The sequence below is a fragment of the Sphingobacterium thalpophilum genome, from assembly GCF_901482695.1.
Lineage (GTDB): Bacteria > Bacteroidota > Bacteroidia > Sphingobacteriales > Sphingobacteriaceae > Sphingobacterium > Sphingobacterium thalpophilum.
The window spans coordinates 2,742,537-2,767,335 of sequence record NZ_LR590484.1; the positions used below are offsets into that span (position 1 = coordinate 2,742,537).

A 24,799-nucleotide genomic window follows, 5' to 3' on the forward strand; every position below is an offset into this window, starting at 1 on the left:
TGGCAAAGGATAGAAATAACCAAGGGAACATTATAACCAAATAAATCTTATTATATGCGCAAACTCACGTATGCTTTAAGTGGTCTGATGCTGTTCGTAATTGCACAGCAGGGATCGGCCCAGGTCAACAGATCCAGTTATGAAAAGACGGCGACCGGTATTAAAGTAAGCTTCAAAAATTCCGCCACGTCCATTGATCAGGACGTTTATGTAGATGTTATCACTGACAAGATTGTTCGCGTGACTGCCGTTCCCGGCGGAACCGCCTATCCAGCTCAGTCGAGCCTGACCATAGTGGATTCTTTACGCCGTCAGGTCCGATCATTGGCGGTCAGACCCACGGACTCGACTGTAAACGTGCTGACCTCCAGTTTACAGGCTGTTGTCTCCCGACTGAACGGAAACGTCGAGTTTCTGGATTTAAATGGCCGGCCAATCTTTAAGGAAGCCAAAAGAAATTCGGGCTCCTTTACAGCAGATAGCTATAATGGAGATTCATTTTACCGGATCAATCAGGACTTTATCGTCCACCCGGATGAAGGTATTTATGGTCTTGGGCAGCATCAAAATGCAGTCATGAACTATAATCGGGGTAAGCAGGTTACCTTGCTGCAGTATAATACCGAAATCGGCATTCCGTTTTTTGTGTCGACGAACAATTATGGTGTGCTATGGCATAACTATTCTATTACGAAGGCTGGGGACGTACGTCCTTTATTACCATTGAACGCCTTTAAGCTTTTTTCAAAGGAAGGGGAGCAGGGCTGGCTGACGGCGACTTATGTGGACCGTAATGATTCGGATAAAGTCTTTTTATCCCGCCCCGAATCGATCATTGACTACGGTTATCTGACTGATCAGCATAAATTTCCGAAAGACATCAAACTGGCTGCGAGCAAAGTTATCTACGAGGGAAGCTTATCATCTCCCTACTCTGGCAAGCACATTCTGCATTTTAAATACTCGGGCTATATGAAGGTCTGGATTGATGGTGAGCTGATGGCCGATCGCTGGCGTCAGTCCTGGAATGCAGGTACATTTGAAGTTGAAAAGGAAATGGCCAAAGGCGAGCAGCATAAAATCCGGATGGAATGGATTCCCGACGGCGGTGAATCTTATTTTACGCTGAATTGGCAAAGCCCGGTTCCGGATACACGTAAAAATCTGTTTTCCTTTAATTCCGAAGCTGGTGATGCAATAGATTATTATTTTATCCAAGGCAAATCCATGGATGAGGTTATTTCGGGGTACCGGTTGTTGTCGGGTAAGGCTCCCATCATGCCGCTTTGGAGCTTTGGATTCTGGCAGAGCAGAGAGCGATATAAAACTCAAACTGAAGTAGAAGCTGTTGCGGCAGAGTTCCGGAAGCGCAGGATTCCGGTCGACAACATTGTACAGGACTGGTCATACTGGGCCGAAAATGACTGGGGTAGCCAGAAGTTCGATGTGGAACGTTTCCCTGATGCAGCGGCGATGGTGCGTAAGCTTCACGACCAGCATTTTAAGATCATGATTTCGGCATGGCCAAAAATCAACGAGGAGTCCTCGGTCTATCGGGAGTTTAAGGACAACAAATGGATTTATCCCCGTAATATTTACGACGGTCGCAAAGATTGGATCGGAAAAGGATACACGTCAACTTTCTATGATCCCTTTAGTAAAGGTGCGCGGGATGCATTTTGGCGATTGCTGGACAGCAACTTGTTCAAAATCGGTATTGATGCCTGGTGGATGGATGCCAGCGAACCAGATATCCATTCGAATATCGATTTAGATGAACGCAAGTCTGTCTTCCAGCCCAGCATTGGGTCCTCGGTACGCTATTATAACGCTTTTCCCCTGCAAAATGCGAAAGGCATCTATGAGGGGCAGCGCGCTACAGACCCCAATAAGAGGGTATTTATCCTGACCCGGTCATTCTTTGCCGGACAGCAGCGGTATGCGGCGGCGGCCTGGAGCGGGGATATTGCCTCCAGATGGCACGATATGAAGGACCAGATCGCTGGCGGAATTAACTTTTCGATGTCCGGTACACCCTACTGGACAATGGACGCCGGGGGGTTCCTTGTCGAGAATAGATTCCATCAGCCGAACGCGACAGATCTGGAGGAATGGCGGGAGCTGAACAGCCGCTGGTACCAATATGGCTCGTTTTTGCCATTATTTAGGGCCCACGGTCAATTTCCCTTCCGCGAGCCGTTTAACATTGCACCGGATGGACATCCGGCTTATAAGAGTATGGTTTACGCTATTAATCTACGTTACAAATTGCTTTCCTATAATTATAGTTTGGCTGCGAAGACATTTTTCGAGGATTATTCCATGATCCGGGCTCTGGCGATGGATTTCCCGGCAGACAAGGATGGCTACGATATTAATGACCAGTACCTCTGGGGGCCTAGTTTGTTGGTCAGCCCGGTAACAGAAAAAGGAGCAAACAGCAGAAAAGTTCATTTCCCTAAAGGCGTGGACTGGTATGATCTCTATCAGGGAGAGAAAACAAAGGGTGGACAGGATCTGATGGTCCCGGCGCCCTATGAGCGGATACCAGTCTTTGTCAAAGCTGGAACGATACTTCCTGTCGGTGCAGCGATACAATATACAGATGAAAAAAAGCAGGAGGTTCTTGACCTCTACATTTATGCAGGTGCCGATGGTCAATTTTCACTTTATGAAGATGAGGGTACCAATTACAACTACGAAAAAGGAAAATACAGCCGTATTGATATCCAATATGTGGATGCTACCAGAACACTGTCATTTGCGAAGCGGACAGGGACATTTGATGGCATGTTGCAGACCAGGAAATTCAATGTGATTTTCGTTCATGACAAGCATGCTGCTGGTCTTGATGCCCGGGCGAAGAAAGCGAAGACGATCAGCTATTCGGGGGATGCTTTACAGATCAAATTAAACTAAGTAAAAACCAATTTTAAATCAAATCATATGATAAGCAAACAGTTGTTGAGCAGGGGAATTGCCGTGGTGGCAATGACTGGCATGAGCTCGTTGGTCTGGGCGCAGTCCCTGACAGGATCGGTTGTTTCTACGGACACAGGTCTGCCGATCGGTGGAGCAAGTATTACGGTAAAGAATCAGAAGGTGTCGACAAGCAGTGATGAATCGGGAAAGTTCTCATTGACCGCCGCGAAAGGTTCTACTTTGACGGTATCTTATGTAGGGTATAAAACAGAGGAAGTCACTGTCACGGGACCCAGCATGGTTATCCGGCTTCAACCGACAACTTCGGATCTCGATGAAGTGGTTGTGATAGGCTACGGTGTTCAAAAGAAGAAACTGAATACCGGGGCCAACTTAAAAGTGGAAGGCGAGGATCTACAGAAGCGCAATCAGCTGAATCCTTTGCAGTCCCTGCAGGGACAAGCGCCGGGGGTCTCCATCGCTTCTACCTCTGGGCAGCCCGGGGCCGACATGAAGGTTGTCGTCCGTGGACTGGGGACCATCGGTAACTCTGGACCATTGTATGTTATTGATGGTGTCCCCGGAGGAGATATCTCCGTATTGAATGCGGCAGATATTCAGTCGATAGACGTATTAAAAGATGCTGCCTCTGCTGCGATCTACGGCTCGCAGGCCGCAAATGGAGTGGTACTGGTCACGACCAAGATGGGGGCTGCAGGCAAGAGTATGCTTTCCTTTGACGGGTATACGGGGATACAGAATGTGGCACGGAAAGCCAAGTTGCTGGATGCGGCGCAATACAAACTCATTATGAACGAACAGTCCCTCAATTCCGGTGCATCTGTAATTGATTTCGACAGTATGCCGGGGCTGGCCAATACCAATTGGCTCGATTATATGTTTAAGGACAACGCTAAGATGGACAATTACAATGTTGGACTGACAGGCGGCTCCGAAAAATCTACCTACGCGTTATCCTTAAATTACATCAGTCAGGAGGGGATTGTCGGAGGTAAGGATGTATCGAATTATCAACGCTATGGTTTTAGGAGCAATTCGGAGCACAAACTCTTCGATAATTTTCTAAAAATCGGTCAGCATCTCAACTTTAATTATATCAAAAATCGCGGGATAAGCGTCGGAAACCAATATAACAATACCTTGCGCGGAGCTTTTGCGACTTCTCCGCTATCGCCCGTCTACTCGGACAACGGTCTTTACGGCAGCCCTTTTAACGATACCTCGAATTCGCCTTGGTACAATGGGGATAGCAATCCCTATGGTGTGATGATGACCAATTCGAACAATAGCAATGACGGACAGAAATTATTGGCCGATGTCTTTGCTGAAGTGGAACCAATCAAAGGACTGAAAGTCCGCTCTTTGTTGGGATTTAATTACTACGCCTCGGAATATAGGAGCTTTACACCATTGTACCGCTTCTCGATTTACACCTACAATCAGGACCATACGACAACTTCACAAAATATGAGCAAGGGGCATACCCTGACCTGGACGAATACAGCATCCTACGATTTTGATCTTCATACAGATCACCGCTTTTCGGCAATGGTGGGGATGGAGTCCCTGCGCTATCAGGGCACCTATCTGTCGGGATCAAACTGGAATCTGCTGTCGCAGTTCAACGATTTTGCCCATGCTTATCTGGACAACACCACAGGACAGGCCCATCTGGACGAGAAGGGTAACGTCGTTGAGACACGTACAGTTTCGGGCCGTCCGGAAAATGTGACACGAAGAGTCTCCTATTTCGGAAGGTTGGGCTATAATTATAAAGAAAAGTATCTGCTGAATGCTACTCTGCGCGCTGATGCCTCTTCTAAATTTTCGAGAGCAAACCGCTGGGGATATTTTCCTTCGGTATCAGCAGGCTGGGTGATCTCTTCGGAGGACTTCTTCAGGGAGAATTTTGCCGGAATCAACTTTTTCAAACTTCGCGCATCCTGGGGGCAGGTGGGCAATCAGGATATTGCCGACTTCCAGTATGCAGCCCCCATCAGCACTTCAACAGGTATCACATCGTCAAACCCCGGGGCGCATTATGTTTTCGGGACCAGCAACAAGAATATCCCCGGGGCTTATCCCAGCCGCTTGTCCAATCCTAAGTTAACCTGGGAAACTTCGGAGCAGACGAATATCGGATTCGATGCGAAGTTTGCGCACAACCGACTGGACGTCGTGGCTGATTTTTATGTAAAAACAACCAAGGATTGGTTGGTAACAGCACCTGTATTGGCAACGACGGGTACGCTGCCTCCTTTTATCAATGGTGGCGATGTGAAAAATACAGGTGTGGAACTCGCCTTTAACTGGTCGGACAAGATCAATGAAGTGAAGTACCGGTTTGGCGTTAATGGTGCCTACAATAAGAACAAGGTCGGACAAATTCCCACAGAAGATGGGATAATACATGGACAGACTGCCATGTTGTACGATAATTCAGAAGAGTTTTACCGCGCAGCCAATGGCCTGCCCATCGGTTATTTCTGGGGGTATAAGACCGATGGATTATTTCAGAATCAGGCCGAAATCGAAGCATGGAAAACAGCTGGACGTGGGATACTGCAAGCCGATGTCAAACCGGGCGATGTCAAGTATGTTGACCAGAATAATGATGGAATTATCAATGCTTCGGATAAGGTCAATCTGGGGGTAGGCATGCCCGATTTTACCTATGGGTTCAACATCGGACTGGATTATAAAGGATTTGATTTCTCGGTCAATGCATACGGTTCATTAGGTAATAAGATCGTACAGTCTTATCGGAACCATACCAATAAACAAGCGAATTATACAACACGAATCCTGGATCGCTGGACGGGAGAAGGTACTTCCAATATAATTCCTCGTGTTACAGAAACCAATGTCAACTGGCAGTTTTCCGATCTATACATTCAAGACGGCGATTTCCTTAGGATCAGCAACGTAACCTTGGGTTATGATCTCTCCAGGTTGATAAAATGGAAATATGGCAATCAGATCCGTTTTTATGTGCAGGGACAGAACCTGCTGACCTTTACTAAATACGACGGAATGGATCCGGAGATCGGTTATGGGACAGACGGCTGGGTATCGGGCATCGATCTCGGTTATTATCCCAGACCGAGAACTGTATTATTTGGCTTAAATGTGAAATTCTAAAATCGAGAAATCATGAAAAAATCGAGTTATATCTATCATTCAGTACTTATTGGATCCTTGTTGTTGGGCTCATGCTCATCCAGTTTTCTGGATGTCGAACCCATGACGAGCGTCCTGGAAAACAATTTTTATAAAACTGTGGCAGATGCTGAGATGGCCCTCGTCGGCTGTTACGATGGTTACCAACGTACCACTTCCAATGGAAACCAGTCTTTTTACATAACGGCGGAAGTGGCCGGCGATAACTGCTTTGGCGGGACGGGTACAACAGACGGGCGCGCATTTCAGGCGATAGACCGTTTTGATATTGCCCAGTCGCAATCGGATAACAATATTTTTGATGGTACCTGGTCCGATTACTATGCCGGTATCTTCCGATGTAACACCTTGCTGGGGAAATTGGACGGAACAGATTTTACAGGGAACACGACAGCGCGTACACGGATCGAAGGCGAAACTAAATTTTTACGGGCACTGATGTACTTTGATCTGGTGCGTCTCTTCGAAAAGGTACCTCTGCTGACGGTTCCGACAAATGACAACATCCCCCAGTCCGATCCAAAGGAAATCTATAAACTGATCGTTTCCGACCTGAAGTTTGCTGCTGCCAATATTCCTGCGGACGCTTACCCCAAGTCGGCTGCCGCGACCAATGATGGACGGGCGACACCTTTTGCTGCAAAAGCACTATTGGCCCGTGTCTATTTATTCTACGCAGGATATTATGGCAGTGAAGATATCGGCGTTTCTAAAGCAGAAGCCCTGGCGGGGCTAGAAGACATCGTCAGCAGCGGCCAATTTGCGCTGGTGGCAGATTTCAAGAATCTGTGGCCGGCAGCAAGTTATATTCCCAATGCCAGCGACAATACGCTGGACATCTCAAAATATGCAGGAAAGGGTAATTCCGAAGTGGTTTTTGCACAGAAATTCAACAACACTTCCAATTACAATGGCTATGTTGATGGCAACCGTTGGGTGGTATTTCTTGGCCTCCGCGGTAAGAATTGGTCTCCCTACGGTCAGGGGTGGGGCGCCTGTACGGTGAGCAAAAGTTTTTTCAACGAATTTGACAACAACGATACCCGAAAGTCTGCCTCAATTATTGATATCGAAGGTGAAAAGATCACCGGATTTAATCTGAAAGATCAGCGTGAGTATACTGGGTATGCCGTGAAGAAATATGCACCGACGGCGCTGCCCGATGGGACTACCAATACAGGGGGAGATAAGGATATGCAGCTCTCGCAGGATCAGGATTACTTTGTCATCCGTTATGCAGATGTGCTGCTGATGGCTGCCGAACTAGGCTCTGCAAATGCACAGAAATATTTCGACGAAGTGCGAAAACGAGCCTATAAAGAGCATTTTGTGGCGGTTGCTGCTACCAAAAACAACATTCTTAAGGAACGAAAGTTTGAGTTCGCTTTTGAAGGTATCCGTTATTGGGATGTATTGCGGCAGGGGCTAAATAACGCTGCGGCTATCCTTGAAACGTCTGAAGATGTCCTGAGCGGCTCTGTTTCTGAAAAAGTCACTGTTACGAAGGACAAGTTTCTGAAGACGAGAGGGTTTATGCAGATTCCAAATAAACAGATCACTTTGTCCAATGGTGTACTAAAACAGAATGAAGGCTGGAATTAATGAATCATGTCGCCAGACTCCGTGCTGGCTGAACTTAAATTTTGAACATATGAAAAAGATAATATATGCGATCTGCTGCTTTGCGGTGGTGGTACTACTGGGAGGCTGTTCGCCCGAGGAATATTCGCTTGGGCAGATTGATGTGACCTCCGCGCAGTTAGAACTGGGAAAATCATATAAAATTGAACATGATGCCAATAATCCCAATATTGTCTATCTGACAAGTTTAGTGGATCCAAAGTACACTCCGCTATGGGATCATCCCCAAGGGCATAGTCAGGAGAAGAAAGTAACCTTAAAAATGCCGTTTCCGGGTGAGTACACGGTCAAATTTGGTGTTGAGACCCGTGGGGGAATTGTCTATGGAGCACCGGTGACGTTTAAAATAGATGAGATGTATGCCGAGTTTATCAGTGATGAAACCTGGACCTTGATATCGGGTGGGGCGGGGAACGAGAAAACCTGGTATCTGGATCTGGATGCGGCAGGCAGGTCCCGCTATTTTAAGGGGCCTATGTATTTTTATGGAACCGGAGACTGGTGGGGCTCGATAAATAAGACTGCTGAACCCCTGAACGGTGATTCATGGCTCTGGGATGCAGAATGGAAAAGCAACAGCTGGATCATGCCCGCGGGCGACTATGGTAGCATGACTTTCGACCTGAAAGGTGCAGCCAATGTTTATGTGAACCATGCCATGCTTGGAAAGACACAAAAAGGTACATTCAATATAGATACTGAAAAGAAAACGATACGGCTTACTGGAGCAGCACCATTACATGGCGCACCGCAGGATAAGATCGTCGTCGACTGGGGTGATGTACGCATTATGTCCTTAACCGAACATACCATGCAGTTAGCTGTACTTAGAGATCCCGTATTATCCAATGACAGCGCGGCCATGCTGACCTTCAATTTTATCAGCAAGGAGTACAAAGAAAGTTTAGAAGAAAGCCAGAATGGGGATCATTCGGCTAAATAGAGATTTGAATTGCGAAACGATGTTGATATTTAATTTGGGGTACATGAGGCACATAAGCTCAGTTATCTATGTTACTTTTCTGCTATTTTACCTGCCTGTTGCTTTTGGACAGGCGGGATTTAAAAATCCGGTTATCAGAGGATTTAATCCCGATCCGAGCATCTGCCGGGTAGGAGAAGACTTCTATCTGGTAACTTCCTCATTTGAGTATTTCCCGGGCTTACCTATTTATCACAGTAAAGATCTGGTGCATTGGGAACAGGGCGGACATTGTCTGACACGGTCTTCGCAGCTACAGCTCGCGAATGCGCACTCTTCAGGCGGATTATTTGCACCGTCCATCCGTTACCACGATGGCTTGTTTTATGTGATCTGTACCAATGTGTCCGATAAAGGAAACTTTTACTGCACGGCGGAAAATCCCGCCGGCCCTTGGAGCGATCCGACCTGGGTAGATATAAAAAGTATAGATCCTGACATTTTTTGGGATGATGATGGGCAGAGTTATTTTGTCACTCAGGGAGACGAAGGTATCCGGGTAACGGCGATAGATCTGGAGAGCGGTAAGCTGCGGTCTTCCGAACGACTGGTATGGGCGGGGACTGGAGGACGTTTTCCTGAAGCACCCCATATCTATAAAAAAGATGGCTATTATTACCTGTTGTTGGGTGAGGGCGGAACGGAGTATGCACATAGTGCAAGTATAGGGCGCAGCCGTTCCATATGGGGACCTTATGAATCATGTCCGCTCAATCCGATTCTGTCCCATTCCAACCGGCTGGGGCAGGGGAGCCCAATCCAGGGGGTAGGGCATGCCGATTTCATTCAGGCCGCGGACGGCTCCTGGTGGACGGTATTTCTGGGCTTTCGTGTGACTCAGCCTTACAGCTATTACCATATTCTGGGAAGGGAAACTTTTTTGGCACCGGTGAGCTGGCCTAAAGATGGCTGGCCGCAGATCAACGGAAATGGTATTATACAGCTCGACATGCAGGTTGCTACCTTGCCTAAGGTCACCTTTACCGCACCACCTGTACGGGATGAGTTTAACCAGCCCGAATTAGGTTTGTCCTGGCAATATTTACGTAATCCCGATTCGGCCAGTTACTCACTGTCTGAACGACGGGGGAGCCTACGCTTATCGACCAGTCCAGTTACATTGAACGAAATCGGTTCACCATCGTTCATCGGTAGAAGGCAGACAGAACATGACTTTGAAGCAGGCACACAACTGGAATTCGTAGCCAAGGCCGACAATGAGGAGGCCGGACTGACACTCTATCAAACGAATTCTCACCACTATGATTTTTTTGTCAGACGTAAAGGAAAGGATTATTTTCTACAGTTAAGGGTACATGTGGGGTCACTGCAATATATCGTCGCCGAAAAGAAAATATCGGGCAATAAGGTAGAGCTGAAAATCTCCGGTACAGCTTCATCTTATCAATTTGCATATAAAGAGTCTCCCATGGATAAAATTACGATAGTAGGAAACGTAGACACCCGTTACCTCAGTACAGAGGTGGCGGGTGGTTTTACCGGCGTGATGGTCGGCTTATTTACAAGTTCCAATGGCAAGCCGACGAATGCACAGGCATTTTTTGACTGGTTTGATTACCGTGCAGCGCTTTGATCCTTGGTTATGATAATAATTTGATGTATGCTTTATCTATTTTCTATTGTGCAGTATTCCCGGATATGGGGCACCCTGTACATTTGGCTGGCCATGGCGCTGACGGTGGCCGGACAGTCACGGCAGGAACTTAATTTTAATAGGGGCTGGTGGTTTAAGCTTGATTCAAGCCGGCAATACGTGAGCGAAAAAAGGGGTGAAGGTTGGCGTTTGTTGGACCTGCCGCACGATTGGAGCATAGAACAGCCATTTCGGCAACATAGCCCCGCCGGCAGCGGTGCCGCATACCTCGACGGGGGAATCGGATGGTATCAAAAGTCCTTTGTTCTTCCTGCGTCTGCCGTGGGGCAGCGTGTATTCATAGCGTTTGAAGGGATCTATCAAAACAGTGAAGTCTGGATCAATGGGCATTTTCTTGGAAGAAGGCCCAACGGTTATATCGGATTTGAGTATGAACTTTCTGCCTATCTGCATAAGCTGGGTAGAGAGAATGTACTCACCGTCAAGGTCAACAACAAGGAGCAGCCCAACTCACGTTTTTATTCGGGCTCCGGTATTTACCGCGATGTGAAACTGGTGATCCGCAATCCGGTCAGTTTGGCAACAGGTGGCACTTTTATTAAAACATTGCACCTCGATGAGAGCCGCGCGCTCGTTAATGTAGGACTTGAAATTGAAAATACCAAAGGGGATGCCCCCATTACGGTACTGACGGAGCTGATCTCCCCACAGGGAAAAGTGGTTGCAAGTAAGCAGAGCAGGCTGAACAAGCTTAGGGCAGGTATGACTAGATGCAGTCAGGATGTAAGCATAGACCGTCCGATATTATGGGATATCGAAAGTCCCCATCAATATAAAGCTGTGGTACAGCTCCTGGCCAACGGGCGTGTGCTCGACCGTCAGGAAACAAAGTTTGGCCTGCGTCAGTTTTCCTTTGACGAGAAACAGGGATTTGTGCTCAATGGCAGGCAGCGTAAGATCAGAGGCGTATGTTTACATAGTGATCTGGGCGCTTTAGGTATGGCATTTAACCGGTCAGCAGCATTGCGGCAGCTGCGTCTGATGAAACAGATGGGAGCGAACGGTATCCGTACCTCACATAATCCGGCGGCACCCGCGCTGCTGGATCTCTGTGACAGTCTGGGGTTTGTCGTGATGAGCGAGACTTTTGATGTGTGGAAAGGCCAGAAGAACCCCTTTGATTATCATTTGTACTGGGACCAATGGCATCAGCGCGACTTTGCAGATCACGTAAAGCGTGACCGTAATCATCCTTCGCTGTTTATCTGGTGTCTGGGCAATGAGGCACAGGAGCAGTGGCACGCGAGAGCCGATGGAAAAACCATTCCTATGGCCTTGTCAGCGATCGTGGATAGCCTGGACGGTACACGGCCCACCACCATTGCCAACAATGAAATGTCCAAAGACAATCCTGTGTTAATGAGTACGGCTGTTGATTTGGTAGGCTATAACTATAACCACAAAAAATGGGCGAGTTTTCCGCAGGATCATCCCGGAAAAAAATTTATAGTGACGGAGAGCACCTCCGCACTGGCAAGCCGTGGGCAATATGATCTGGTCCCTTATGATTCTGTTAGAATGTGGCCTGAGCGATGGGATATTCCATTTGACGGCGGTAACAACGATAAGAGCATATCGGCCTATGATCATGTATTTACGCCTTGGGGATCGGATCACCATACAAGCTTGAAGCTGCTGGAAACCTATGATCATATTGCGGGCATGTATGTTTGGACAGGATTTGACTATCTGGGCGAACCTACACCGTATACCTGGCCGGCGCGCAGTTCCTATTTTGGCATCGTCGATTTAGCCGGATTTCCGAAGGATGTATATTACCTCTATCAGAGTGTATGGACCAAGGAGCCTGTTTTGCATCTATTGCCACATTGGAACTGGCAGCAAGGTGACCGTGTGGATGTCGTCGTTTACTTCAATCAAGCCGATCGGGTGGAACTCTATCTCAATGGTAAAAAGATCGGCGATCAGGCCAAAAATGCAGATCGATACGACCTTGTTTTTAAAGGGATTGCGTATGAGGCGGGGACACTGGAGGCCGTCTCTTATCGTCACGGACAAAAAGTACGGAGCAGCAGTGTAAGAACAGCAGCCGAGCCTTATCAGATTAAATTGATTGCGGAAAGCCCCACATTGGACGTCGATGCGAAAGAACTTTCGTTTATACACGCCTATATTGTTGATCAGTTTGGTACCCTTGTTCCTGAGGCGTCGCCGGAAATCGAATTTGGGGTTGAAGGAGATGGAGCGAATCTTGTTGCGACGGACAATGGGAATACAGTGGATCATTCCCGTTTTCAGTCCAGATCGCGCCGTGCTTTTCATGGGAAGGCGCTGGCAATTGTGATGGGAGGGAAGCCCGGAAGTATTGTTGTTACGGCAAAAAGCCCTGGCCTTCATCCAGGGAGGGTGGAGGTGCGTGCTAGATAAATCTTAAGCCTGTGGCAGCTTTTGGAGAGCGATTTGTTCTTATTGCTCCCCAAAAGCTGCTTACCATCTGATCAATGCGGAGCCCCAGGTGAAACCCGCGCCAAAGGCAGCCAGGCAAATGAGATCTCCTGCTTTGATCTTTCCTTCCTCCCAGGCTTCACATAGCGCTATGGGGATGGATGCTGCGGTGGTATTGCCATATTTCTGAATATTATTGAATACCTGTTCATCAGTTAATCCCAGGGTTTTCTGCACAAATTGTGAAATACGCAGATTGGCCTGATGTGGAATGAGGAGATCGATATCACTTGCCGTCAGTCCATTCTTTGCCAGTGCTTCGTGGATCACTTCCGGAAATTTCACGACAGCTTTTTTAAAGACCGTCTGTCCGTCCATATATGGAAATGCGGTACCATCATCCAGCATTTCTTTTGTCATCAATAGCCCTCCCAGTTCCTGCTCCGGCCAGTTTGGCATTTGATCCAGCCAGATACCACTTGATGCCCCGGGATAATACATGGCCAATTTTTCGGCATCGGCACCATCTGAATGCAAATGGGTGCTTAAGATACCGCTGCCTGTTTCTGTGGATGGCTGTAGTACGACTGCGCCGGCGCCGTCACCAAAAATCACGGATACGGCACGACCCCGGGTGGAGAAGTCCAAGGCAAAGGAATGCTTTTCGGATCCGACCACAAGTACATTTTTGTACATTCCGGTTTTGACGAATTGATCAGCGACAGATAAGGCATATATAAACCCCGAACACTGGTTTCGGATATCCAAGGCTCCAATTTCTTTCATGCCCATCTCTCGTTGTAGCAGTACGGCGCAGCCCGGAAAATAATAGTCCGGTGATAAGGTGGCGAATATAACGAAGTCTACCTCTTCTGTAGTAATATTGGCCCGTTCTATCGCTATTTTGGCGGCTTCGACAGCCATGGTGGTGGTGGTCTCCCCGATGCGGTCAGCGTAGCGGCGTTCCTTGATCCCGGTACGTTCCTGGATCCATTCGTCACTCGTATCCATAAAACGGGTTAAGTCATTATTGGTATACACGTTTTTGGGGACATAATAGCCAATTCCCGCGATTTTTGACTGGTACATAATAAAATTGTCTAATGGATTGAATTCTTCCCTTTTATATTGTCGTCAATTTAGAAAAAAATATTTTATTTTTGCAGCATGGGTACCCAAACAGCTGAAGAAACCTTTACGTTAGAAGAGATATTAGCGTCTGTTAAGGACTCTAATCGCCTTATTTTATGGAATGACGATACGAATACATTCGAACATGTGATCCATTGCCTGATGTACCATCTGCAGTATACCGAACCGCAGGCGGAAAAGATTGCCTGGAAGGTGCATACCGAAGGTAAATGTGCGGTACTGGAAGGTACGTTTACCGAGATGGAAATATACCGCAAGATTTTGAAAGCGGAAGGGCTGACGGTATCCGTGGAATAATTGCTATCTTTTTGTTACGGTAATAATATAGTTACGCGTCAACTTTGTGTATAAGTTTTAGGTTTATTTGTAGCAAAACTATAAATTAAGCTGAAGCTCTCATGTTGTTTAACGCTAAATCGTTTAAATTTTTATTACTTGTATTTCTTCTACCAGTTGCAGTCTTCGGACAGACTGGTCAAATCAAAGCTATTCTCATCGATAGCAAAACTTCTAAACCTATTTCGTCTGCCAGTGCAGCACTTTTGGATGCAGACGACGATTCTTATATCAAAGGTGCTCAGTCTGTAGATCAGGGATTTTTATTATTTTCAGATATCAAACCGGGTAAATATCGTGTCCGGATTTCCTATGTAGGGTATGAGACGCAGACGGTTGAAGGGATTGAAGTTGTCGCTTCGAAAACCAAAGATCTAGGTCGCGTGGGGCTCGTCTCCACAGGTGAATTACTGGATGAAGTGGTGGTTGAAGGGCGAGTGCCAGCTATGCAGATCGGCATTGACCGCAAGACCTTCAACGTCGGAGAGAGCCTGGTGAGTGCGGGCGGTACCGCGACAGATGTTCTGGCCAATGTGCCTACGTTGCAGGTCGATCAGGACGGATCCGTCAGCCTCAGAGGGTCGAGCAGCGTCAAGATTTTAATAGATGGCAGAGAGTCTGCATTGGCGGGCAATGATGTGACCTCCCTATTGCAGAGCCTTCCGGCCAATTCCATTGAGAAAGTAGAGGTGATTACTAATCCCTCGTCCAAATACGATGCTGAGGGACAGACGGGTATTATCAATATAGTTTTAAAGAAAAATATCCGGACAGGCCTCAATGGATCAGTGAATACCTCGGCAGGATCTTATGATAATTATATGGCCGGAATCACGTTGAACTATCGGGACAAGAAGTTTAACTATTTTGGATCGTATAATTTCAACAAACGGAATATGGTGGGAAGCGGGGCTGTCGACAATATTTTCAAAAATAACAGTAGCCGGATTTCAAACAATTCGGAATCCTCGAGGAAAGGCACGAGTCATACGGTGAAAGCAGGGGTAGATTACAATATTTCGGATCGGACTTCATTGAGCTTTTCGGGTAACCTGAGCGTGAGAGATAATAACCGCGTGGAGGACTTAACTTATAACTACTTTAACCACCCCACACTGTCGGGAACGAGTAAAAGAAACTCGAAGCAGCTCGAAGATGACCTGGGATACGAGTTTACGATGGACTTTCGCCATCAATTTAAGCGGCAGGGAGAAGAGCTGACGGCCAATGCCAGCTATGGCCGCGATAAGGAAGATGGAACCAATGATTTTTATCAGATATTTAGTTCCGAAGCCCCAAATACTGGCCGACAGAATAGGACCTCCGAAGACGGTAAGAATATCAATATACAGGCAGACTACGTATTGCCCTTTTCGGAACACAGCAAGTTTGAAGCTGGATACCGCTCACAGATCAGAAAGTCATTTGATACCCAGTTTTCGGATACATTGGGCGCCAACAACAAGTACGTGCCAGATTATGGAATCAGCAATGATTTTGATTTTACTTCTTCTGTACATGCGTTATATGCGAATTACCAGGGCAAGTTGTCTGATAAGATCGGTTATCAGCTGGGTTTGCGTGCAGAACAGTTTAATTTGAAGTCGACCTACTTCTCTAAAGATCCGGCTGTTGTGGATAAGGAAACAAGAGCTACACAAGATTTTTTTAGACTCTATCCGACATTGTTTTTGACCTATAATGTTGGTGACGATGGTGATAAGTTGCAATTTAGTTATTCGCGGAGAGTACAACGGGCCAGAGGCTGGCAGGTCAATCCCTTTTTGAATGTTTCTGACGATATGAACAGAAGGCAAGGTAATCCCAACCTGAAGCCCGAAGATGTTCACGGTTTTGAATTGAGCTTTGCTAAAACTTTCGGGAAGGTCAACTTGATCTCTTCGGCCTACTTTAACCACACGAGTCAGGTGATGCAACCTTACGTCTATTATGTGGATACCGCTAGTAGCGTTACCTATAGCCGCTGGGAAAATTTGACGAGCCGGAATCTATCGGGTTTTGAATTCATTTCTAAGGTGAATGCGACGAAGGACTTTGATTTTACCTTTAACCTCAACTTGATCAATATCAATTACAAAGCGAACGAAGCTTATAACATCAAAGGTTCCAATGGTTTCGCCTACAATTCCAATTTAACAGCGAATTACCGCTTTACGCCAACATTTTCGGCGCAGCTGCGGGGGGAATATAACTCGTCGCGGGTGATGGCGCAGGGAAAAATGAATGCGATGAAAGGTGTTGATATCGCCTTGAAAAAAGATGTATTCAACAAAAAGGCTTCTATCATGTTTAATGTGAGGGACGTTTTCAATACCAGACGGATGCGGGGCTTTACAGAGACACCACAGTTAAGTTCTAATTTTGAGCATCGTTGGATGAAGAGAATGTTTACCTTGTCACTTTCATATCGCTTTGGCAGTCAGGATTTAAATAAGTCCAAAAAGAGGGAAACGAACACAAATGAAATAAATGGTGGCGGAGAAGAATATTAAATTATATTGCACTTTTTAAGCCTAAATGCTTAATTTTAATTTTGAAACAAACCTAAAACTAGAAAAATGAAGTTATTAAAGACAGTTCTCGCAGTATCGGTAATGGCTTTTTCGGCTCAACTTAATACAGCGGTGGCGCAAGCAAAGAAGGAAGTCCCTGCGTATAAAATTTTGGATTTACCGCGTGTGGACATCAAGAAATTCAAAAAGAATAAAGCTGGTGCCTATGTGATTTTTGATGGCAGCTCAATGGAAGGCTGGAGAGGATATAATAAAACTGATATTCCAAAGAAGTGGGTGATTGATCAAGGAGCGATCAAGTACGATAGTCATGCCAATGTGGGCAAGGATCAGGGCGGTGATCTGATCTTCGCGCATGATTTTAAAAATTTTGAACTGGAGCTGGAATGGAAGGTTGCAAAGGGTGCAAATTCGGGTATTTTCTTTTTGGCGAAAGAAGTTGAGGGCCAGCCCATTTACATTTCCTCACCTGAATGCCAGGTGCTGGACAACGAAAACCACCCAGATGCCAAAATGGGGGTAGACGGCAACCGTAAATCGACATCATTGTATGATATGATCCCGGCGAAGCCACAAAACGGCAAACCATACGGCGAATGGAACAAGGTCAAAATCCGTGTAAACAATGGTAAAGTAGAACATTTTCAAAATGGTGTGAAGGTCGTGGAATATACCTTGTGGGATAAATCCTGGATTGATTTATTACAGAAAAGTAAATTTAGCCAAGAAAAATGGCCATTGGCTTTTGAGCTGCTTAGCCATGTCGGCGGAGATAGCAAGTCAGGCGTGATCGGTCTTCAGGACCATGGCGATGACGTTTGGTTTAGAAACATCACTGTGAAGGTGTTAAAATAGCAAAAAAGCAGCTAAAAGCTGCTTTTTTGCTATAAAATGGATTGTAATTCTTGTAGTCCCAGTACCATATGGGGGACGTCGTCAGGCTTTTCGTAGCCATTGGGGTTGAAAAAGATGGCGTCAATCCCCGCGTTCATTGCACCGCGTATATCTGCATCAAGGTTATCGCCAACCATCAAAGATGCTTCCGCCCCGGCTGCCGCAGTTTCCAGAGCAAACCGGAAGATTTTGGGGTCGGGCTTATTGACACCTATGACCTCGGAGATAAAGACATGCTTGAAATATTTCTTTAGGTTGCTCTTTTCCAGCTTAGTTTCACAAGCTTCTTTAAAGCCATTGGAAATCAAATGGAGGTTGTATTTTTCGCCCAGGTAAGCCAATGTTTCGTGTGCATCAGGAAATAAATTTGTCTTTTGTGGGCATATCGTCAGGTACTCGAGTTCGAATTCTTCGGGGAATAACTCCGGCGATACGCCGAGGGCGGTGAAGGTGTCTGCAAACCGTGCCTTCCTCAATTCTGGTTTAGAGATTTTCCCATGGTGATAAAGTCCCCATAGGCGATGATTATTGACGGTATATGTTTCAATAAAACGGGTGGAAGATTCCTTGTCAAAGAGACTGTCAAATTTGTATTTGAAATAAAGCTCATGGAGAGTTTCTTCGGCATTTTTGTCAAAATCCCATAGGGTGTGATCCAAGTCAAAGAAAATATCCCTTTTCTTTTGATTAAACATGTGCAAATATACCATCTTTAAGCCTTTTTCAACTTATTGTGAATCGGCTAAATTTTCTTCTTTGTGTCATAATGTGCTGTATATTTCCGAATACATTGCTGAATAGCTATTTTTGTTACATGAAGAAAGCGCTGTTACTCTTTTACTTTCTGTTGTTTTATGCGGTCATGCAATTGATCTGGTGGGGTGTGATGTTTATCCGCTTTGACCCGAGCAAGAAAAACATGATTATTGGAGAGGGTGTTTTCTTTCTGATTATCTTCTTGTGGGGCGCATGGCATTTAAAGCGCCTTGTGGAGAGGGAACAGAAATTACTGCAGCAGCAACAGAATTTCCTTCTGGCGATCACGCATGAGCTTAAGTCTCCTTTGGCTTCCGTCAAACTTTATATTCAGACCATTCTGCGAAGGGATCTGGACAAAGAACAGCAGCAGACTTTTTTGAGAAACTCGTTGAAAGATATCGAGCGGTTGGATGATCTGGTGGAGAATGTATTGATGACGACAAAATTGGATAGCCGTAACTATAGCATGCCGAAAGAGGATTTTAATTTTACATCTCTGGTTGAGCAGATCGTGGACCGGCTACAAAAGAATTCTTGTAGTTCTCAGGTATTGAAGCCCTATCTGGAAGCAGATATTATCATTCATGCTGACAAATTTGCGATCAGTAATGTGGTGACCAACCTCATCGAAAATGCAATCAAGTATTCGCCTGCTTGTGCTACGGTGGATGTGAAGCTGTATATAGAAAGCAATAAAATTATTTTTTCGGTTGCTGACCATGGCATTGGTATCAGTGATGAGGAGAAAAAGCTTATCTTTAATAAGTTTTATCGCGTGGGCAGTGAGGCAACACGGAAAACCAAAGGTACTGGATTGGGGTTATATATCGTGAAAACGGTATTACAGAAACATGACGCCACCATTAAAGTTAAAGATAACACTCCGAAAGGGAGTATTTTTGAAGTAACATTTGAAAGAAATGCAAAGTAAACAAAGAATATTACTTGTCGAAGATGAAGAACACTTGTTAGAAGCTATCAAGTTGAATCTCGAAATGGAAGGTTACCGTGTGACTACGGCCACTGATGGAAAGAAAGCGTTGAAAGTCTTTAAAGAAGAGCGTTTCAATTTAGTCATTCTCGATGTAATGATTCCTGAGATTGACGGATTCCAGGTGGCTGAAACCATTCGACTACAGAATACCGAAGTGCCGATTATGTTTTTGACTGCTAAAAACAGCAGTGAAGACCGTATTACGGGACTTAAGAAAGGGGCTGATGATTATCTGGTCAAACCCTTTAATCTGGAGGAGCTGATTCTCCGTGTGGGCAACCTGGTACGCCGTAGCATGAAGCCTGATGACCTGAAGGAACTGAATTCTTACCAGATCGGTGATAAGACCATTTATTTCAATTCTTACGAATTGCACCATGCGGATGGAACGATTACCTCGCTGACGAAGAAAGAAACCATGCTGCTAAAACTGTTGATCGAGCGCCGTAATGAGGCTGTTTCGCGCGAACAGATTTTAGAGACTGTATGGAACTATGACGTGTATCCTTCGACACGTACAATAGATAATTTTATTTTGACGTTCCGGAAATACTTCGAACCGGATCAAAAGCATCCTATTTATTTCCATTCAATCCGCGGAGTTGGTTATAAGTTTACCGACAATAATCACGTATAGTCGAGAAAGATGATGACAATTAAGGCTAGAATAGCCGTTATTTTTATCGCTGCTTTACTTTTGGGCTACGGGTTGTACCAAGGTCATTATCAGACCTCGGTGTTAATTGCTGGAGGCATTGGCTATCTGATCTGGAGCCATTTTAGGGAGGGGTCTGTTTTTCTGGCGACTCAGGCTTTCCATCGGCAGGATTATGAAAAAACGAAGAGCCTCCTGTCCGAAATTAAAAATCCGGATACACTGCGTAAAGGGCGTCGTAACTTTTATGAATTCATGATGGGAAATATTGCCCTGAAGGAAGACCGTATTGATGAGGCAGAATACCATTTTCAATTGGCCTCCCGCCTGCCGTGGAAAAAGGACAATGAAAAGGGGATGGTCATGATCAATTTGGCGAATATTGCTCTCCGCAAATTGGACTATGCGCGGGCAAAGGCGTATACAGATGTGGCCAGCAAGTTGCATCTTACAGCCAGGCAGACCAACATTGTTAAAAAAATAGAAAACGAAATATCAAAACATTTATAGTGAGTACTACTTTACAAAACGACTTATTGATTAGAGCTGCATTCTCGCAGCAAACGGAGAGACCTCCTGTGTGGATGATGCGTCAGGCGGGACGCTTTATGAAGGAATATTGGGATATCAAAAATAAGTATTCTTTCCTTGAAATGTGCAAAACTCCAGAGATTGCCGCAGATGTCACCATGTTGCCGGTGGATCTGCTGGGAATTGATGCCGCAATCTTGTTTTCAGATATTTTGGTCACTGCCGAAGCAATGGGCGGAGATCTATCTTTTGAACAAGGCGTAGGTCCACGTTTCGCTAATCCGGTTCGTTCTGTAAAAGATGCCGAAGCGTTATCTATCGACTGCTTGGATCGATTGCAATATGTCGCTGACGCCATTAAGGTGATACAGCAGCGCTTGGATGGCCGTATTCCATTGATTGGATTTGCGGGTGCTCCATTTACCATATTGAGCTATTTAGTGGAGGGCGGTTCTTCTAAAGATTTCAAACTGACAAAATTGATGCTGAACAATCAGCCGGAGCTCGCTCATCTGATTCTGCAAAAGATTGCGGATGTGACGGTGGACTATCTAAATATGCAGATTGCCGCAGGTGTAAATGCGATTCAGTTATTCGATAGCTGGGCGCTGGCCTTATCCTGGAACGACTACCGTGATTTTTCGCATGCTTATAACAAACAGATTCTTTCCAAATTGAACCGAAAGGATATTCCGGTGATCTCCTTCTGTAAGGGATCGTCGGTGTTTGCGCCGATGATGGTGGAGGCTCAGCCTGATGTGGTCTCGATAGACTGGAATGCTGACCTTAAAAATGTAAAGCAGTCTTTACCTCAGGGCATCGCTGTTCAGGGTAATTTAGATCCTTTTGTTCTTTATGCTGACAAACCTGTGATCAAGAAGAAAATTATCGAATTATTTGAACGTATGAGGGGTGAGAATGGCTTCATCTTTAATCTGGGACATGGCATCATGCCCGATATTCCTTTTGACCATGTCAAATACGCTATTGAAGTAGTAAAAGAATTTAGGTATTAATTCTTTCATTCATCCGAATAGAATAGGCTTGCTTAGGCAGGCCTTTTTTTTACGCTATCCGCGCTGGCAAGGTCGGTCTAAGGCCATTGTATTATCAGTGTAAGAGTTTAATCAATAGGCACCCAAACTAGCCAATTCCAGTCAACTTTTCGTACTTTTGTGCTATGGTCTATTTATATGCAAAAGCAGTTCATATTATCTTTGTCGTTTGCTGGATGGCTGGATTGTTTTATATGGTCCGCCTGTTTATTTACCACACGGAGGCAAAGTCCAAATCTGTGGCAGAGTATGAAATCCTACATAAACAATTTACAGTGATGGAAGCTAAACTATGGTGGATCATCACGACTCCAGCGATGTATCTAACGATTTTGGCTGCATTGGTTATGCTTTATATCAATCCGGGCCTGCTCGGCATGGGGTGGATGCACGTTAAACTTACTTTTGTATTGGGACTTATCCTTTATCATTTTGCATGCCAGCGTATTATGTTTCAGCTGAAATGTGAAATGTGCAGCTGGTCTTCGACCAAATTGCGTCTCTGGAATGAACTGGCAACTGTGCTATTATTTGCCATTGTATTTACGGTGGTGCTCAAGTCTGCACTGAATTGGATTTTCGGTGTCCTTGGTCTTTTAATTTTGTCTATCTCGCTGATGATGGCGGTTAAACTTTACAAGAAATTCCGCAATAAAAATAGTTCCAAAAGAACGTTAAATTCATAGTCTTTCTTAATCCTTTTCCATTGGTTATAGTCGAAGATTAGAAATTGACGAAAATTATGTTCAAGAGATTTTTGACTATCGTGCTGTTGCTTGTTTTAGCAACAGGCGTATTTGCGCAACGTTACAGACCTTATGGTGGGAGTTTGTCTATCTATTCAATCGATGTTCCCTTTTTTCTTTACATCAATCATGTTTTGTATAATAGCCGGCCGTCAACGGATATCCGTGTTGCTAACCTGAGGAATCCGAGATATGACTTGCGTATAGTATTCGCAGATAGCCGGCGCAGGGCCCTGAACGGGAGCGGTGTGCAACTCGTGAGCCGCGATGGACAGTATATGGACGTCGTTTTTTCGGTGAGTAGCCGCCGTGGGAATAGCGGTATTGTTCTGGAATCCATGAATCCGGCTGGCCGGTATAACAGCAATTCTAGAGACTATAGGTATGAGGGCGGGGATCGTTACGATGAGGGACGACAGCGGGAGGAGCAATATCGTCGATCTGAAACGGGGGAGGGTTATGGCGATCAGCAAAGAGAGAATAATGAAATAGATGAACGGGAGGAAGCAGATGAGCCTTTGGAAGGCAGCTATATCGAGAAAAATAACGCGAACCGGTTGAATGACCTACTGAACCAAAAGGAGAATGATGAAGGCCGGTTGCAGGTCGCAGCAGAGGAACTGAAAACAATGCGGCTGCGTACGGCCGAAATCATGGATTTAATGGAACTGTTTATCCGCGACGACAATAAGCTGGCCTTCGCCAAATATGCATATCCAAGCTGCATAGACAAACAGAATTATAATCAGGTAGGCGATGCTTTATCTTTTACATCGACCCGCGATAAACTAACTGCATTTTTAAGTAGTAGGGAAAAATAAAAAGGAGGCTGAAGGCCTTCACTCCACCTCCTATTCCCCGCCAAAACAGATGTATTTGAGTTCCATATATTCGTCGAGGCCATGTTTGGATCCTTCCCGGCCAATGCCGGACTGTTTTACTCCGCCAAATGGCGCTGCAGCATTTGAAATCAGCCCCGTATTGACCCCTACCATACCTGCTTCGAGTTGTTCTGCAACCCGAAAGCAGCGATTGACATTGCTACTGTAGAAGTAAGAAGCTAGTCCAAATTCGGTGTTATTGGCCATGGTGATACCCTCTTCCTCGGTTCTGAAACTGAAAAGTGCACAGACTGGGCCAAAGGTTTCCTCACGGAATATAAGCGCTTCTCTGGGAATATTGGTCAGCACGGTCGGTTCGAAAAAGAGGCCTTTGATCGCTTTTCCACCTGTAAGCAGGTCAGCTCCACGGCTAAGAGCGTCGTGCACATGATGTTGTACCTTCTCCAATCCCTTGGCATTGATCAGGGGGCCTACTTGTACCCCTTTGTCGAGCCCGTTGCCTACTTTTAGTCTGCTGACTGCATGGGCAAGCTTTCTGGAAAATGCCTCATATATGTCCTCCTGAACAAGGAATCTATTAATCGATACGCAGGTCTGCCCCGAATTGCGGAACTTGCCGGCGATCGCACCTTCGACAGCATTGTCTATATCTGCATCATTAAAAACTAAAAAAGGGGCGTTGCCACCTAGTTCCATGGATACCTTTTTAATATTTGAGGCGGACTGTTCCATCAGCGTTTTGCCAACTTCTGTAGAACCTGTGAACGAGAGCTTACGCACCAGATCATTCGTCGCCAGTTCTTTTCCTATGCCTGCGCTATCTTTTCCGGTAATTACATTGAAAAGCCCTTTGGGCAGGCCTGCATCTTCGGCCAGCTTGGCAAGTGCAATGGCGGATAGCGGTGTTTGTGATGCGGGTTTAAGCACCACACTGCACCCTGCGGCCAAAGCCGGCGCAACCTTTCTGGTGATCATTGCCAGCGGAAAATTCCAGGGGGTGATTGCTGCAACGACACCGACGCCTTGCTGGATGGTCATCATCCGCGAACCTTTTTTATGGCTGGGTATGGTCTCGCCATAAGCCCGCTTCCCTTCTTCGGCAAACCATTCGACAAAGGAGCTCCCATAATCGACTTCTACCCTGGATTCGGCTAGCGGCTTGCCACTCTCCAACGTCATAATTTCAGCAAGTGACTCTTTGTGCTGTTGTATAAGGTTATACCAATTGCGGACAATGACCGACCGTTCTGTTGCTGTGCTGTTCTTCCAGCTTTCCCATGCCGAATGAGCTGCCTGTATAGCTTTTGTACAATCTGAAATATTCAGGTCGGGCAAAGCTGCAATTGTCTTGCCTGTCGCTGGATTGATGACATCAAATGTCTGCTTTGAAGTAACGAATTTACCGTTTATATAAGCTTTATCTATTAGAAGTGGATTTTTCATTATGCTAGTTATTTAATTATTTTTCATATGT

The 24,799-nt window shown here is 45.7% G+C and carries 18 protein-coding genes; 15 read left to right on the forward strand and 3 right to left on the reverse strand.

Annotated features, from left to right (window positions below; genetic code table 11):
* Positions 1 to 54: 54 nt before the first annotated feature.
* Genes FGL37_RS11365 through FGL37_RS11390 form a run of 6 tightly spaced genes read left to right on the forward strand, consistent with a single transcriptional unit; the run spans position 55 to position 12,809 of the window.
* On the forward strand, positions 55 to 2,919 hold the full coding sequence (locus FGL37_RS11365) for a glycoside hydrolase family 31 protein (protein WP_037533683.1): 2,865 nt from the start codon (positions 55 to 57) through the stop codon (positions 2,917 to 2,919).
* Between the two features lie 27 nt (positions 2,920 to 2,946).
* Positions 2,947 to 6,084 (forward strand): SusC/RagA family TonB-linked outer membrane protein, encoded by a 3,138-nt coding sequence (locus FGL37_RS11370; protein ID WP_037533681.1) that lies wholly within the window; start codon positions 2,947 to 2,949, stop codon positions 6,082 to 6,084.
* A gap of 12 nt (positions 6,085 to 6,096) precedes the next feature.
* Positions 6,097 to 7,725 carry a RagB/SusD family nutrient uptake outer membrane protein gene (locus tag FGL37_RS11375; RefSeq protein ID WP_028070611.1) on the forward strand — a complete coding sequence of 543 codons (1,629 nt, stop codon included), beginning with the start codon at positions 6,097 to 6,099 and terminating at the stop codon, positions 7,723 to 7,725.
* 49 nt (positions 7,726 to 7,774) lie between these two features.
* Positions 7,775 to 8,707 carry a hypothetical protein gene (locus FGL37_RS11380; RefSeq protein WP_138096794.1) on the forward strand — a complete coding sequence of 311 codons (933 nt, stop codon included), beginning with the start codon at positions 7,775 to 7,777 and terminating at the stop codon, positions 8,705 to 8,707.
* Between the two features lie 43 nt (positions 8,708 to 8,750).
* A complete protein-coding gene (locus FGL37_RS11385; protein ID WP_028070610.1) occupies positions 8,751 to 10,340 on the forward strand; it encodes a glycoside hydrolase family 43 protein in 1,590 nt (529 codons plus the stop codon).
* A gap of 27 nt (positions 10,341 to 10,367) precedes the next feature.
* Positions 10,368 to 12,809, forward strand: coding sequence for a glycoside hydrolase family 2 TIM barrel-domain containing protein (locus FGL37_RS11390; protein WP_232048680.1), 2,442 nt, complete (start codon positions 10,368 to 10,370; stop codon positions 12,807 to 12,809).
* A 60-nt stretch (positions 12,810 to 12,869) separates the two neighbouring features.
* Here FGL37_RS11390 and FGL37_RS11395 read toward each other — a convergent pair whose 3' ends face one another.
* Positions 12,870 to 13,916 carry a 3-oxoacyl-ACP synthase III family protein gene (locus FGL37_RS11395; protein ID WP_028070609.1) on the reverse strand — a complete coding sequence of 349 codons (1,047 nt, stop codon included), beginning with the start codon at positions 13,914 to 13,916 and terminating at the stop codon, positions 12,870 to 12,872.
* 78 nt (positions 13,917 to 13,994) lie between these two features.
* On the opposite strand from FGL37_RS11395, the gene FGL37_RS11400 reads away from it, so the two are divergent.
* The 3 genes from FGL37_RS11400 to FGL37_RS11410 all read left to right on the forward strand — a co-directional run bounded on the left by FGL37_RS11400 (position 13,995) and on the right by FGL37_RS11410 (position 17,704).
* Positions 13,995 to 14,276, forward strand: a complete 282-nt coding sequence (locus tag FGL37_RS11400; RefSeq protein ID WP_028070608.1) for an ATP-dependent Clp protease adaptor ClpS — start codon at positions 13,995 to 13,997, stop codon at positions 14,274 to 14,276.
* Between the two features lie 101 nt (positions 14,277 to 14,377).
* Positions 14,378 to 16,828 carry a TonB-dependent receptor gene (locus FGL37_RS11405; RefSeq protein WP_028070607.1) on the forward strand — a complete coding sequence of 817 codons (2,451 nt, stop codon included), beginning with the start codon at positions 14,378 to 14,380 and terminating at the stop codon, positions 16,826 to 16,828.
* A 66-nt stretch (positions 16,829 to 16,894) separates the two neighbouring features.
* Complete coding sequence (locus tag FGL37_RS11410; protein ID WP_081817910.1) at positions 16,895 to 17,704, forward strand: 3-keto-disaccharide hydrolase; 810 nt, start codon at positions 16,895 to 16,897, stop codon at positions 17,702 to 17,704.
* A 29-nt stretch (positions 17,705 to 17,733) separates the two neighbouring features.
* Here FGL37_RS11410 and FGL37_RS11415 read toward each other — a convergent pair whose 3' ends face one another.
* Positions 17,734 to 18,453, reverse strand: coding sequence for a YjjG family noncanonical pyrimidine nucleotidase (locus FGL37_RS11415; RefSeq protein WP_232048681.1), 720 nt, complete (start codon positions 18,451 to 18,453; stop codon positions 17,734 to 17,736).
* A gap of 104 nt (positions 18,454 to 18,557) precedes the next feature.
* On the opposite strand from FGL37_RS11415, the gene FGL37_RS11420 reads away from it, so the two are divergent.
* The 6 genes from FGL37_RS11420 (at position 18,558) to FGL37_RS11445 (ending at position 23,304) form a co-directional block, all read left to right on the forward strand.
* Complete coding sequence (locus FGL37_RS11420) at positions 18,558 to 19,433, forward strand: sensor histidine kinase (protein ID WP_028070605.1); 876 nt, start codon at positions 18,558 to 18,560, stop codon at positions 19,431 to 19,433.
* Positions 19,423 to 20,133 carry a response regulator transcription factor gene (locus tag FGL37_RS11425; protein ID WP_028070604.1) on the forward strand — a complete coding sequence of 237 codons (711 nt, stop codon included), beginning with the start codon at positions 19,423 to 19,425 and terminating at the stop codon, positions 20,131 to 20,133. The genes FGL37_RS11420 and FGL37_RS11425 overlap by 11 nt, the downstream gene beginning before the upstream one ends.
* Before the next feature lie 9 nt (positions 20,134 to 20,142).
* On the forward strand, positions 20,143 to 20,661 hold the full coding sequence (locus FGL37_RS11430) for a hypothetical protein (protein ID WP_232048682.1): 519 nt from the start codon (positions 20,143 to 20,145) through the stop codon (positions 20,659 to 20,661).
* Positions 20,661 to 21,698, forward strand: coding sequence for a uroporphyrinogen decarboxylase (gene hemE, locus FGL37_RS11435; protein ID WP_028070602.1), 1,038 nt, complete (start codon positions 20,661 to 20,663; stop codon positions 21,696 to 21,698). The genes FGL37_RS11430 and hemE overlap by 1 nt, the downstream gene beginning before the upstream one ends.
* A gap of 164 nt (positions 21,699 to 21,862) precedes the next feature.
* Positions 21,863 to 22,423 carry a CopD family protein gene (locus tag FGL37_RS11440; protein ID WP_028070601.1) on the forward strand — a complete coding sequence of 187 codons (561 nt, stop codon included), beginning with the start codon at positions 21,863 to 21,865 and terminating at the stop codon, positions 22,421 to 22,423.
* 56 nt (positions 22,424 to 22,479) lie between these two features.
* Positions 22,480 to 23,304 (forward strand): proline and serine-rich protein 1 family protein, encoded by an 825-nt coding sequence (locus tag FGL37_RS11445; protein ID WP_028070600.1) that lies wholly within the window; start codon positions 22,480 to 22,482, stop codon positions 23,302 to 23,304.
* Positions 23,305 to 23,334: 30 nt separating this feature from the next.
* Here the strand turns inward: FGL37_RS11445 and FGL37_RS11450 are convergent, their stop codons facing one another.
* A complete protein-coding gene (locus FGL37_RS11450) occupies positions 23,335 to 24,768 on the reverse strand; it encodes an NAD-dependent succinate-semialdehyde dehydrogenase (protein WP_037533678.1) in 1,434 nt (477 codons plus the stop codon).
* Positions 24,769 to 24,799: the final 31 nt, after the last annotated feature.